The 11,853-nt window shown below is 74.4% G+C and carries 9 protein-coding genes; 6 read left to right on the top strand and 3 right to left on the bottom strand.

The window, feature by feature from the left end; genetic code table 11:
* Positions 1–7 precede the first annotated feature (7 nt).
* The 3 genes from ACGFZN_RS01345 to ACGFZN_RS01355 all read left to right on the top strand — a co-directional run bounded on the left by ACGFZN_RS01345 (position 8) and on the right by ACGFZN_RS01355 (position 3,060).
* A complete protein-coding gene (locus ACGFZN_RS01345) occupies positions 8–1,018 on the top strand; it encodes an SDR family oxidoreductase (RefSeq protein ID WP_393856381.1) in 1,011 nt (336 codons plus the stop codon).
* A gap of 9 nt (positions 1,019–1,027) precedes the next feature.
* Positions 1,028–1,528, top strand: a complete 501-nt coding sequence (locus ACGFZN_RS01350) for a metallophosphoesterase family protein (RefSeq protein WP_393856382.1) — start codon at positions 1,028–1,030, stop codon at positions 1,526–1,528.
* A gap of 107 nt (positions 1,529–1,635) precedes the next feature.
* Positions 1,636–3,060, top strand: a complete 1,425-nt coding sequence (locus tag ACGFZN_RS01355; protein ID WP_393856383.1) for an MFS transporter — start codon at positions 1,636–1,638, stop codon at positions 3,058–3,060.
* Positions 3,061–3,163: 103 nt separating this feature from the next.
* Here the strand turns inward: ACGFZN_RS01355 and ACGFZN_RS01360 are convergent, their stop codons facing one another.
* Entirely contained in the window at positions 3,164–4,267 is a 1,104-nt protein-coding gene (locus ACGFZN_RS01360) for an XdhC family protein (protein WP_393856384.1), read from the bottom strand.
* 309 nt (positions 4,268–4,576) lie between these two features.
* Between ACGFZN_RS01360 and ACGFZN_RS01365 the strand changes: the two genes are divergently transcribed.
* Positions 4,577–6,643, top strand: coding sequence for a GTP-binding protein (locus tag ACGFZN_RS01365; RefSeq protein ID WP_393856385.1), 2,067 nt, complete (start codon positions 4,577–4,579; stop codon positions 6,641–6,643).
* A gap of 30 nt (positions 6,644–6,673) precedes the next feature.
* Here ACGFZN_RS01365 and ACGFZN_RS01370 read toward each other — a convergent pair whose 3' ends face one another.
* Positions 6,674–7,936: a YncE family protein gene (locus tag ACGFZN_RS01370; RefSeq protein WP_393856386.1), complete on the bottom strand. Its 1,263-nt coding sequence runs from the start codon at positions 7,934–7,936 to the stop codon at positions 6,674–6,676.
* Positions 7,937–8,086: 150 nt separating this feature from the next.
* Here ACGFZN_RS01370 and ACGFZN_RS01375 point away from each other — a divergent pair, with 150 nt between their 5' ends.
* Both ACGFZN_RS01375 and ACGFZN_RS01380 read left to right on the top strand, forming a co-directional pair.
* Positions 8,087–8,749: a TetR/AcrR family transcriptional regulator gene (locus ACGFZN_RS01375; protein ID WP_393856387.1), complete on the top strand. Its 663-nt coding sequence runs from the start codon at positions 8,087–8,089 to the stop codon at positions 8,747–8,749.
* A gap of 770 nt (positions 8,750–9,519) precedes the next feature.
* Positions 9,520–10,545: an alcohol dehydrogenase gene (locus ACGFZN_RS01380; protein WP_393856388.1), complete on the top strand. Its 1,026-nt coding sequence runs from the start codon at positions 9,520–9,522 to the stop codon at positions 10,543–10,545.
* Positions 10,546–10,573: 28 nt separating this feature from the next.
* On the opposite strand, the gene ACGFZN_RS01385 is transcribed toward ACGFZN_RS01380, so the two are convergent.
* Positions 10,574–11,803: a glycosyltransferase gene (locus ACGFZN_RS01385; protein ID WP_393856665.1), complete on the bottom strand. Its 1,230-nt coding sequence runs from the start codon at positions 11,801–11,803 to the stop codon at positions 10,574–10,576.
* Between the last annotated feature and the right edge of the window lie 50 nt (positions 11,804–11,853).

The following is an 11,853-nucleotide window of genomic DNA, read 5'->3' on the forward strand; positions in this document are numbered from 1 at the left end:
GATGACCATGCCCGCGACCGTCGTCATCACCGGTGCCAGCGCCGGAATCGGACGTGCCACCGCCCGGCTGTACGGCTGGCGCGGCGCGAACGTCGTGCTGGTCGCACGCGGCGAGGGCGGCCTGCGGGCGGCGGCCGACGAGGTCGCGGCCCTCGGCGGACGCCCGCTCGTGCAGCCCGCCGACGTGGCGGACCAGACCCAGGTCGAGGCCGTCGCCGAGGCCGCGGAGAAGGAGTTCGGCCCCATCGACACATGGGTCAACTGCGCCTTCGCGAGCGTCTTCGCGCCGTTCGACGAGATCACCCCCGAGGAGTTCCGCCGGATCACCGAGGTCACCTACCTCGGATTCGTCAACGGCACCCGCTCCGCCCTCAAGCGCATGCTGCCCCGCGACCGGGGCACGATCGTGCAGGTCGGCTCGGCCCTGGGGGAGCGGTCGATCCCGCTGCAGTCGGCGTACTGCGGCGCCAAGCACGCCATCAACGGCTTCACCTCCTCCCTGCGCACCGAACTGCTGCACCGGGGCAGCCACGTCCACGTCACCGTCGTCCAGATGCCCGCCGTCAACACCCCCCAGTTCGAATGGGTCCGCTCCCGGCTGTCCCGGCACCCCATGCCGGTGCCGCCGATCTACCAGCCGGAGGTCGCCGCCCGCGGCGTGCTGTACGCGGCCGACCACCCGCGCCGCAAGCAGTACTACGTCGGCGCCAGCACCGTGGCCACCATCTGGGCCAACCGGCTCGTCCCGGCCCTGCTCGACCGCTATCTCGCCCGCACCGGCTTCGACTCCCAGCAGACCGACCGCATCCCGCCCGCCGGCGAGGACAACCTCTTCACCCCCGTCGACCGGGACCCCGCCGAGGACCACGGCGCGCACGGCTCCTTCGACGACAGCGCCCACCCGCGCTCCCTGCAGCAGACCGTGGCCCGGCACCCGGCCGTGACCGCCCTCGGCACGGGCGTCGCGCTGCTCGGCGCCGCACGCGGCCTGCGCCGCCTGACCTCCCGCGCCGCCTAGGCTTTCGCCGTGCGCCTGCTGCTCATGTCCGACACCCATCTGCCCAAGCGCGCCAAACGGCTCCCCGAGCCGCTGCTGGCCGAACTCCCGCACGCGGACGTCGTGTTCCACGCCGGGGACTGGGTCGACACCGCCACCCTGGACCTGCTGCGGAGCCGCAGCCGCCGGCTCGTCGCGGTGTACGGCAACAACGACGGGCCCGAGCTGCGGGCGCGACTCCCCGAGGTGGCGTACGCCGAACTGGACGGCCTGCGCTTCGGCGTCGTCCACGAGACCGGCCCCGCCCAGGGGCGTGAGGCCCGCTGCGCCGCCCGCTTCCCCGACCTCGACGTGCTGGTCTTCGGCCACAGCCACATCCCCTGGGACACCACCGCCCCGAACGGCCTGCGGCTGCTCAACCCCGGCTCTCCGACCGACCGCCGCCGCCAGCCCCACTGCACCTACCTCACCGCGGCCCTCACCGACGGCGCGCTCACCGATGTGGTCCTGCACCGGCTGCCCCCGCGGTAGGCGCGCGGTACACCGGCGTACGGCCGGCGCCACTCCGGCTGGACCACGTCCGAGCGGTCCGCGGCGGGACCACGTCTGAGCGGCACACCGGGTGGTACCCGTCCCTCATGCCCGAGGCAACCGTCACCCTGCTCAAGCGCGCGGTGCGGCCGGCGCGGCGCGCCGGATCCCCGCGCACCGTCCTCCTCGTCATGTGCGCCGGATACTTCCTGGTGCTCCTCGACGTCACGATCGTCAACGTCGCCCTGCCCCGGATCGGCTCGGGGCTCGGCGCGGACGTCGGCGGACTGCAGTGGGTGGTCGACGGCTACGCGCTGGCGCTGGCCTCCCTCATGCTCACCAGCGGCACCGCCGGCGACCTGTACGGCCACAAGCGGGTCGTGCTCACCGGCTTCGTCGTGTTCGGCGCCGGGTCCCTGGCCTGCGGGCTGGCCCCGGGCGTGCCCGTGCTCGTCGCCGCCCGGGTGGTGCAGGGCGTCGGCGCGGCGCTGCTGCTGCCCGGCACGCTCGCCCTCATCGGCCGGGCCTTTCCCGACGAGGCCGAACGGGCCCGCGCGATCGGGGTGTGGGCGGGCGTCGGCAGTCTCGCCCTGCCCGCCGGGCCCCTGCTCGGCGGGGTGCTCACCCAGGGGCTCGGCTGGCGCGCGGTCTTCCTGGTCAACGTGCCGATCGTGGTGCTCGCGCTGATCTGGACGGCGGCGGTCGTGCGGGAGAGCCGGGAGGAACAGGCCCGGCGCCTCGACCTGCCCGGGATGCTGCTCGGCGCCCTGGCGCTGCTCGCCGTCACCTTCGCCTTCATCGAGGGCGGCCGGCTGGGCGCCACCGCACCGCAGGTCCTCGCGGCCGCCGCGACGGCCGCGGCCGCCCTGGTCGCGCTGGGCGCGGTCGAACTGCGGCGCGGCGACGACGCGATGCTGCCGCTCACCCTGCTGCGCCGGGCGGCCTTCGGCGCCGCCAACACCGCCGCCGGGATCATGAACCTGTGCACCCTGGGCACGCTGTTCGTGCTGACCCTGTTCCTGCAGTCGGTGCAGCACCGTTCTGTGCTCCTGGCCGGGGTCATGCTGGTCCCGCTGTTCGCACCGCTCGCCGTGCTCGCGCCGTTCGGCGGCCGGATCACCGGCAGGATCGGCTCCCGGCTGCCGGCCGGCGCCGGGTTCCTGATTGCCGCGGCCGGACTCGCACTCTTGTTGCGGGCCACGCCGGGCGCGGGGTACGCGGTGCTGCTCGTGGCGTTCCTGCTGTGGAGCGTCGGGCTCGGGCTGGTCACGCCGGCCGTGGTGGCGGCGGCCATCGCGGCGGTGCCCGGCGAGCGGTCGGGGCTCGCCTCCGCGGTCAACAACACCGCCCGTCAGACGGGGGGTGCGATCGGCATCGCGGTGGCGGGGGCGGTCGCCGGGTCGCCCGCGGACCAGGGGCGGTTCGTCTCCGGCTTCCACGCGGTGGCGCTCGCGTCCGCCGGCCTCTACGGGCTCGCCGCGCTGATCGCCGTGGTGCTGCTGCCGGGGGCGCTGGTGCGGGTGCGGCGGTGAGGTCCGGCTGCCCGCCCCCTCCGGGCAGCGACCGGTGCCGGACGGGCGCCACCGTGCCGCGCCCCTTGCCACAGCCGCCCGCTCCGTCGCCTTCCGGGGCTCGTCAGGAGGCGGGCGGGTGGATCGCCCCGGCGGTGCCGGTCAGGGGCGCCCCGCTGCCGCCCCAGCGCAGGGCGACGATCTCGCCGGCGACGGACACCGCGACCTCCTCGGGCGTACGGGCCCCCAGGTCGAGGCCGAGCGGTGAGCGCAGCCGGGACAGCTCCGCCCGGCTGAGGCCGGCCTCCGTGAGCCGGGCGAGCCGCTCCTCGTGGGTCTTCCGGCTGCCCATGGCCCCGATGTAGGCGGCCGGGCGGCGCAGGGCCTCCTGGAGGAGCGGTACGTCGAACTTCGGGTCGTGGGTGAGGACGCAGACCACCGTGCGGTCGTCGGTCTGCGTGCCGGCGAGATAGCGGTGCGGCCAGTCGACCACGACCTCGACGGCCGCCGGGAAGCGCTTGGGCGTGGCGAAGACGGGACGGGCGTCGCACACGGTGACCCGGTAGCCGAGGAAGCCGCCGATCCGGGCCACCGCCGCCGCGTAGTCGATCGCCCCGAACACCAGCATCCGCGGCGGCGGCGCGAACGACTGGAGGAACACGGTGACGGCGTCCTCGCGGCGCTGGCCGTGCGGACCGTAGTGCCGTGACACCGACACGCCGAGCGCGAGTTCGCCGCGTGCGTCGGCGGTGACGGCGGCATCGAGGCCGTCCGTGCCGAGCGTGCCGGCCGCCCGGTCGGGCCAGACGGCGAGCACCGCGCCCCGCCGCGCCGGTCCGTCCACCACCGTGGCCACCGTCACCGGCTCGCCCGCGGCGACCGACGCGGCGACCGCGCCGAGCGCCGGGTCCGACCCGGCCGTCACCGGCCGCACCAGCAGGGTGATCTCGCCACCGCAGGTCAGCCCCACGGCGAAGGCGTCCTCGTCGCTGTAGCCGAACGTCTCCAGCCGCGGCACGCCACTCGCCACGACCTCCCGCGCCAGCTCGAACACCGCGCCCTCGACACAGCCACCGGACACGCTCCCCACGACCTCGTCGTCCGGGCCCACCGCCATCGCGGCCCCCGGTCCGCGCGGCGCGCTGCGGCTGACCGCGACGACCGTGGCCAGCCCGAACGTAACCCCGGCCGCGTGCCAGCGCGCCAGCGCCGGCAGGATCTCCCGCACCGTCCGCTCCTCTCACCCGGGCCACCGGGTCCCGCGCCCGGCGCATCCGATTGCCGGGCAACTGCGGATCGCCGAGTTCCCCGGCAGCGCGGGAGCAGTACGGCGCCCCGCCCCGGCCACCTGGGCCGGCCGACTGCGCGACGAGCGTTGGTTGAGCGTTAATCCATTGCCGCCGGGACCCGGTGTCTGCTGCACTGCGGGCTGTCCGTCGTCACACACAGAGTCACACACAGAGAGGTCCGCCGATGCGCGCTGCGTGCATGTCCGCCCAGGAAGGAATCCGCCCCGTGCCGAAGGACATCACGCTCAGTGCATCTGCTCAATCTCGGAATTCTCGCGCATGTCGACGCCGGTAAGACCAGCCTGACCGAACGGCTGCTGCACTCCGCCGGAGTGATCGACCAGATCGGCAGCGTCGACGCCGGCAGCACCACCACCGACACCCTCGCGCTGGAACGGCGGCGCGGCATCACCATCAAGTCCGCCGTCGTCTCGTTCCCGCTCGACGGCGTCACCGTCAACCTCATCGACACCCCCGGCCACCCGGACTTCATCGCCGAGGTCGAGCGGGTGCTCGGCGTCCTCGACGGCGCCGTCCTGGTCGTCTCGGCCGTCGAGGGCGTCCAGGCGCAGACCCGGGTGCTGATGCGCACCCTGCGCCGGCTGCGGATCCCCACGCTGATCTTCGTGAACAAGATCGACCGGCGTGGCGCGGACGGCGCCGCCGTGCTGGAGCAGATGGCCCGCAGGCTGTCCGTACCGCTCGTGCCGATGGGCGTGCCCGCCGCGGCCGGCACGCCCGCCGCCCGTTTCGTCCCCGGCCTCGGCCCCTTTGCGCCGGAGGTGCTCGCCGACCACGACGACGACCTGCTCGCCGCCTACCTCGACGGCCCGCCGGCCGACGCCCGGGTGCGCGCCGCCCTCTCCGCCCAGAGCCGCCGCGCGCTGGTCCATCCGGTGTACTTCGGCTCCGCCATCACGGGAGCGGGTGTGCCCGAGCTGATCACCGGCATCGAACACCTCCTGCCCGCCGCGGACGGCGACCCGGCCGGCCCGCTGTCGGCCACGGTCTTCAAGGTCGAACGCGGGCCGGCCGGCGAGAAGGCGGCCTACGCCCGCATCTTCTCCGGCTCCCTGCGCGTCCGTGACCGGGTGCCGTTCGGCAGCGGGGGAGCGGAGGACGTCCCGGCAGGCGGCGGACCACGGTACGGAGGCGGCCTCGCCGGGCCGCAGGACCACCCCGGTGGTGGTCGGGCCGTACGGCGCCGCCCCGAGGGCCGTGTCACCGGGCTCAGCGTGTTCGAGTCCGGCACCGACGTGCGGCGGGACCAGGCCGGCGCCGGACGGATCGTCAAGGTGTGGGGGCTCGACGGCATCCGGATCGGCGACGCCCTCGGTCGCCCCGGCCCGGCGTACCGGCACCAGTTCGCGCCGCCCACCCTGGAGACGGTCGTCGTGCCCGGCCCCGGCACCGGACGGCGCCCGCTGCACCTCGCGCTCACCCAGCTCGCCGAGCAGGACCCGCTCATCGGCGTCCGGCACGACGAGCAGCGCGGGGAGACGTCCGTCTCCCTCTACGGCGAGGTGCAGAAGGAGGTCGTCCAGGCGACCCTCGCCGAGGAGTACGGCCTGGACGTCACCTTCCGCGAGACCACGACCCTGTGCGTCGAACGGCTGGCCGGCACCGGGCACGCCGTGGAGTTCAACAAGAAGGACGGCAACCCGTTCCTCGCCACGGTCGGCCTGCGCGTCGAGCCCGCGCCGCCCGGCGCGGGCGTGGAGTTCAGGCTGGAGGTGGAGCTGGGCTCGATGCCGTACGCCTTCTTCAAGGCCGTCGAGGACACCGTCCGCGCCACGCTCGGCCAGGGCCTGTACGGCTGGCGGATCCCCGACTGCACGGTCACCATGACCCACTCCGGCTACTCGCCCCGGCAGAGCCACGCCCACCAGGGCTTCGACAAGAGCATGTCGAGCACCGGCTACGACTTCCGGGGCCTGACCCCGCTGGTCCTGACCGAGGCGCTGGGCCGCGCGGGCACCCTGGTCCACGAGCCCATGCACCGCTTCCGGCTCGAGGCACCGGTGGACACGCTGGGCGCGCTGCTTCCGGTGCTCGCGCGGCTCGGCGCCGTACCGGAGACCACCGACGCGGTCGGTGCGGCCGGCGTGCTGCAGGGAACGGTGCCGGCCGCCCGGGTGCACGAGCTGGAGCAGCGGCTGCCCGGCCTCACCCGGGGCGAGGGGGCGCTGGAGACGGCCTTCGACCACTACGCACCGGTCGTCCGCGGCACGGTCCCGCGGCGCCCGCGCACCGACCACAACCCGCTGAACAGGAAGGAGTACCTGCTCAACGTTACCCGCAGGGTGGGGGACTGAGCCTGCCGCCGATGGTTCCGGCGCCGGTGCTCAACTCCCCTCCGGGCCCGTCCAGTCGGCCTGGACGTGACCCAGCCGGACGCGCTGCGGATGGTCGCCGACCGGCACGGACAGCACCTTGCGGCCGGTGGCGAAGTCGATGGCCGTGACCTGGTCGGCGCCGGCCTCCGAGATGACGCAGTCCTTGCCGTCGCCGCTCACGGTCGCCCAGTACGGCGTCGAGGCGGTGACGAGGGGGCCGACGTCGAAGGAGGCCCGGTCGACCACGGTCGCGTAGTCGTCCATCGTCCCGGCCACGCACAGCTTGGTGCCCTCCGGGTTCATCGAGATGCCGTGGTGGCGCGAGTCCAGCAGCCAGGTGGTGCGGTCTGGGTTGGTCGCCGGGTTCTCCGGCAGCGTCTTGACGCGGGTGATCCTGTCGGAGGCCACGTCGTACTCCAGGAAGCCGTTGAAGAACGACACCTGGAAGTAGAGCTTGGACCAGTCGGGCGTGAACGCCGCCGGCCGCACGGCGTCGGAGAAGTCCCTCAGCCCGGCCGCGTCCAGCCGCTGCCGCATGTCGATGGTCCTGACCTGCTTGAACGTGCTCGCGTCGACGATCGTGATGTGCCGGTCGCCCTTGGTCCAGTCCCAGGCCGGGTCGTCCAGGGAGGTCGTCACCTCGCCGATGGACATGTTCCAGATGTACTTGCCGCCGTCGGTGAAGAAGTTCTCGTGCGGCTTGTCCCCGGTGCCGAACTCGCCCAGCTCCTTGCCGGTTCCGATGTCCAGCACCTGCACCTTGTCCGCGGTCGACGCGGAGACGGCGACCCGGGTGCCGTCCGGCGAGACGGCCATGTGGTCGGCGCGGTAACCGGCCACGGGGAAGCGCCAGTTGAGATGGCCGGTGGCCAGGTCGATGGAGACGACGTCGGCGAAGCTCGGCCGGGAGACCACCACGGACCGGCCGTCGGGCGTGGAGTACATGTCGTCCACGTACTGGTCGTGCCCCTCGCCGACCTCGTTGCGGATGGACGTGTAGTAGATCCATTTGATCGGGTCGGCGTTGATCTCCGCCAGCCGCTGGGCCTTGTCCGGCACGACGTCGATCCGGCCGATCTTCGCGAAGTCTCCGGAGGACCGGATGACATCGGCGGTGCCGTCCCAGTTGTTGCCGACGAACAGCACCTCGCGCAGGCCGTCGGAGGCGCCGCTCGCGGCGGAGGCGGCGGTCGCGGCGGTCGACGGGCCGGCGAGGGTCAGGGCGAGGGCCGCGGCCACGGAGCACAGGTGCCTGGTTCTGGAGGCAGGCATGACTGCTCTCCTTCCTCGAGGACGTGAGGGAATCTGAACACGGGCGCTTTCACAGTGACTTACTGAAAAGTAAGGAGCGAACCCCCTTCGCGACAAGATGTGTGCACGACAAGATTGGGGATCGGGCAGGGGCCGGACGGAGGGAACAAGGTGACGGGCAGGCTGAAGGCGCCGACGGGCCGCTACGGCGGCAGATCCGCCGAGGAACGGCAGGCCGAGCGGCGCCGCCGTTTCCTGGCCGCGGCCCTGGAGCTGTTCGGCGGCGCCCCCGGCTACCGGAACACGACCGTGGCCGCGCTGAGCCAGGCCGCCGGCCTGTCCACCCGCCAGTTCTACGAGGAGTTCCGCACCCTGGAGGACGTCCTCGCCGCCCTGCACCTGCAGGTCAACGGCTGGGCCGAACAGGCCGTCCTGGACGCCCTCGCCACGGCGGACGGGCTGCCGCTGGCCGAGCGCGCCGCGGTGCTCTTCCGGGCCTACGCCCGCAACGTCACCTCCGACCCGCGGCGCATCCGCATCAGCTTCATGGAGATCGTCGGCGTCAGCCCGCGCCTGGAGGAACAGCGCCTGGCCCGCCGGGCCCGCTGGATCGACCTCATCCGCGCCGAGGCCGACGCGGCCGTGGCGCGCGGGGAGGCGGCGCCCCGCGACTACCGGCTCGCCGCGACGGCCTTCATCGGCAGCGTCAACGGCCTGCTGCACGACTGGAGCGCCGGCTGGGTCGACGCCACGCTCGACGACGTGGTCGACGAACTGGTAGGCCTCCTGCTCGGCATGCTCCGCCCAGAACACTGGCGCCCCCCGACGGCCTGACACGACCCGCTCCCGCGTGACGCACCGGTTGTGCATGGCGGGCCTGCTTGTGCTTGACGCGGCCCGGTCCTGCACGACGCCGGTCCTGCTGGGCGGTCCTGCTTCCGCTTGACGCGGCCGGTCGTGCCTGACGCGCCGGTCTTGCTTGAGGCGGCTCGGTCGTGCCTGACGCGGCCCGCTTGCGTCTGACGGACCCGCCTCGGTTTGACGCGGCCTGTTCTTGTCTGGCGCGGGCGGTTCCGCGTGACGCGGCGTGCTCCTGTCTGGGGCGGCCCAGGCCTGCTTTGGGCGACCCGCTGCCGCGTGACGCGCCGGGTTCCGCCTGACGCGGCCCGCTTCCGTCTGCCGGGCCTGCTTCCGCCTGGCGGCCTGCTCCTGTCTGGGGCGGCTCGGTGCTGCTTGGCGCGCCCCGCTCCGGCGTGACGCGGCCCGCAGCCGACTGCGCGGGCTGTCCCGCGGCGCAGGCTCCGCTGTGCGGGCCTCACCCGGCCGCACGGGCCCCTCCTGATATCGCGGCCCCAGCCACGGGAGACGGGCTTAGGTGATGGACGGCAGGGGACTCGGCCCTGGACGTCACAAGACCCGGTGCGCCCCGGCGTCGGTAGGGGGCCACGCCGGCGTGGGTCGGCGCGGACGGGCTCGGTGCGCCCCGGCGCGGTCCGGTGGGGCTCGGCGCGCGGGATCGGGGCGGAGCTGGTCTGCTGGTGCGGGGGGCGTCCTGCCCGTGCCCCGAGCGGCGGACGACCACGCGAGACACAGGAGAGCGTGTGATGAGTACCTATCGCGTCGCGCAGGTGACGACGGCGGGCGGCCCGTTCGAACTGGTCGAGCGGGAGGTGCCGCAGCCCGGGCCCCGCCAGGTGCGGATCGCCGTCGAGGCCTGCGGAATCTGCCACAGCGACACCATGTTCGTGAACGCCGGTCTGCCGGGCGTGACCTTTCCCGTAGTGCCCGGGCACGAGATCGCGGGCCGCGTCGACGCGCTCGGCGAGGGGACCCAGGACTGGGGGTACCAGGTCGGTGACCGGGTCGCGGTCGGCTGGTTCGGCGGCAGCTGCGGCCACTGCACGTCCTGCCGCAAGGGCGACTTCATCACGTGCGCCAACCTGAAGGTCCCCGGCTGGGCCTACGACGGGGGCTTCGGGGAGAAGGTCATCGCCCCCGTCGACGCCCTCGCCCGGATCCCCGACGCGCTCTCGGCGGGCGACGCAGGGCCGATGGCCTGCGCCGGCGTGACCACGTACAACGGGCTGCGGCGAAGCTCCGCCCACCCCGGGGACCTGGTCGCGGTGCTCGGCATCGGCGGCCTCGGCCACCTCGGGGTGCAGTACGCGGCGGCGATGGGCTTCGAGACCGTGGCGATCGCCCGCGGCGCGGAGAAGGCCGACTTCGCCAAGCAGCTGGGCGCCCACCACTACGTCGACAGCACCTCCGGCACCCCGGTCGGCGAGGCCCTGCGGTCCCTGGGCGGCGCGAGCGTCGTGCTGGCCACCGCCGGGAACTCCCAGGCCATCGCGGCCACCGTGGACGGCCTGGCGCCGCGCGGCGAACTCGTGGCGATCGGCGCGGACCCCGAGCCGCTGGGCATCAGCCCGGTGCAGCTGCTGATGAGCGGCCGGGTCGTGCGCGGCCACCCGTCCGGCACCTCCCAGGACGTGCAGGACACCATGGAGTTCAGCGCCCTGCACAACATCCGCCCGATGACCGAGACCGTCCCGCTGGACGACGCGCAGGCGGCCTACCAGAAGATGCTCTCCGGCGCCGCCCGCTTCCGCATGGTGCTCACCCACGGCTGACACCGCCCGTCCGGCTCCCGACGGCACCTCACCCGCCGAGCGGGTCCAGCGCCGCCAGCACGGGTGCGGCGCCGTCCTCGCCGCGGATGCGCGCGCCCAGCGACCGCGCCCGCTCCCGGTACGCCGGCTCACGCGTGGCCCGCACCAGCGCCGAGGCCAGCGCGTCCACGGTGAGGCGGCGCAACGGCACCACGTCCGGGGCGACGCCCAGCGCCACCAGCCGGGCGGACCAGAACCCCGCGTCGAACTGCACCGGCACCGGCACGGCCGGCACCCCCGCGCGCAGCCCCGCCGCGGTCGTCCCCGCGCCCGCGTGATGGACCACCGCGGCCATCCGCGGGAACAGCAGCGCATGGGGTACGTCGTCGACGGTCAGCATGTCCTCCCCGCCGGCCGCGAGCCCGGCCCAGCCGCGCTGGATCACCCCGCGCAGCCCGGCCCGCCGCAGCGCCGCCACCACCTGCGCGCCGAGCCGGGCCGCATCCGGCACGGTGGCGCTGCCCAGCCCGACGAAGACCGGCGCCGGACCGGCGTCCAGGAACTCCTCCAGGCGGTCGGGGAGCCGGCTCCCGGTGTCGTACGGCCACCAGTAGCCGCCGACCGTCAGACCGGTCCGCCAGTCCGCGGGCCGGGGCACCACCAGCGGGCTGAACCCGTGGTGCACCGGCCAGCCCTGCCGCTCCCGGGCCCGCCGTGCGGCGCCGATGCCCGCCGGTGGCAGTCCCAGCCGGGCCCGCACATCGGGCACGGTGGCCGCGAAGACGTGCTCCACGGCGAGTCCGACACCGTGTCCGGCGAACCGGTTGGCCGCCGCGCCCCAGCTGCCGCCGCCGAGCACCGGCGGTGCGAACTCCCGCGTCGCCGCGAGCGGTTGCAGATAGACGCCCATGCTCGGCACCCGCAGTCCCTCGGCGATCGCGTGGCCGAGCGGGGCCAGCGAGGCGGACAGCAGCAGCACCTCGGCGTCCCGGGCCGCGGCGAGCAGGTCCTCGGTCATCCGCCCGACCAGCCGCCGCGCCAGGGCCACCACCCGCAGCAGCTTGCCGACGCCGCCGGAACTGCGGTGCAGACCCCGTCCGCGCGGTGACTCCAGCTCCGCCCGCGGATCCACCGGCAGCGCGTGGAACCGTATGCCGGAGCCCGCCGCCAGCGGCTCGAAACGGGCGTGGGTGACCAGCGTGACCTCGTGCCCGGCCTCGGCGAGCCGGTGTCCCAGTCCGGTGTAGGGGGCCGCGTCGCCCCGGGACCCTGCCGACATGATCGCAACGCGCACGACGGCCAGTATGGCCGCATCCGGCTTCGGCGCGG

Origin of the sequence: Streptomyces sp. NPDC048192, assembly GCF_043202415.1 — a bacterium.
Classification (GTDB): domain Bacteria; phylum Actinomycetota; class Actinomycetes; order Streptomycetales; family Streptomycetaceae; genus Streptomyces.

What these genes read in the sequence shown, in the direction of transcription:
- ACGFZN_RS01345 (WP_393856381.1), top strand. Translation starts at nt 8, where the DNA reads ATGCCCGCGACCGTCGTCATCACCGGTGCCAGCGCCGGAATCGGACGT.
- ACGFZN_RS01355 (WP_393856383.1), top strand. Translation starts at nt 1,636, where the DNA reads ATGCCCGAGGCAACCGTCACCCTGCTCAAGCGCGCGGTGCGGCCGGCG.
- ACGFZN_RS01370 (WP_393856386.1), bottom strand. Translation starts at nt 7,936, where the DNA reads ATGCCTGCCTCCAGAACCAGGCACCTGTGCTCCGTGGCCGCGGCCCTC.
- ACGFZN_RS01380 (WP_393856388.1), top strand. Translation starts at nt 9,520, where the DNA reads ATGAGTACCTATCGCGTCGCGCAGGTGACGACGGCGGGCGGCCCGTTC.
- ACGFZN_RS01385 (WP_393856665.1), bottom strand. Translation starts at nt 11,803, where the DNA reads ATGTCGGCAGGGTCCCGGGGCGACGCGGCCCCCTACACCGGACTGGGA.